At 27.7% G+C, this 860-nt stretch carries 1 protein-coding gene; it reads left to right on the plus strand.

What is annotated here, in order from left to right; all coding sequences use genetic code 11:
• Positions 1 to 44: 44 nt before the first annotated feature.
• Entirely contained in the window at positions 45 to 161 is a 117-nt protein-coding gene (locus CD118_RS11850) for a hypothetical protein (RefSeq protein ID WP_103356762.1), read from the plus strand.
• The last annotated feature ends 699 nt before the right edge of the window (positions 162 to 860 follow it).

An 860-nucleotide genomic window follows, 5' to 3' on the forward strand; every position in this document is an offset into this window, starting at 1 on the left:
TCCTTACACTTGAAGTATATAATAAATTTTGGAGGTTTTCAAATATGACAGGTCAAATGTATTTATCATTATTTATATTAAGCCTACCATTATTGTTGTTTATCGGAAGAAAAATACATTTTTATAATCTAGATAGAAAAAATGCGAGAAAAAATGAATAAGTTTAAAGATGCGATCCAAATACTATTAGATATGACATTTCAGAATATAGAATTTTTAAAGATACGGGTATATCACAAGGCCTTATTTCTGATTTAAGAAGAGGTGTTAGAGAGTTAGGAGGCATCTCATTAGTCGCTGAGGAAAACTTTACGCTTATCAAAAACAACTTGAAAAAAATTAATGAATTACCCTACGTGTAAAATTAGGTGGGGTTAAAGATTAATAATTATCAAGTATGGGACCAAAAATTAATTACGGTAGCTATGGATCCCATTAGGTTGAGTTTATAGATTTTTAATATATTAAAAAAGCTGATATCATGGTAATTTTCACCTAATAATTTGAAGAACTCAAAGGATAGAATAATTGCTCGCTAGTATATAAATGGGAAAGTCGAGCAATATATAAAGCAGTATTAATAGAGTGGTGCTGGCATAGAATCATTCTTTAACGTATAAAAAGTAAAAAATAATAGGGTAGATAAGCTACCCTATTATTTTTGGTCATGATCCATAAGTAATTTAATGACTTGATTGTTTTGAGCAATTTGGGTTGAAATTTGCATTTACTTTTTCATATAGAAATTTTAAGCAATTTGTTTTTTTGTGTTAGAAGTTAGTTAACTCAAAGCGTGGTAAAAATTATCAAAATTTGTTCTCTTTTGAAAACTTCTAATATTATGTTACATGAATTAGGAT

It is taken from the genome of Staphylococcus coagulans (assembly GCF_002901995.1).
In the GTDB taxonomy this organism is placed as follows: domain Bacteria; phylum Bacillota; class Bacilli; order Staphylococcales; family Staphylococcaceae; genus Staphylococcus; species Staphylococcus coagulans.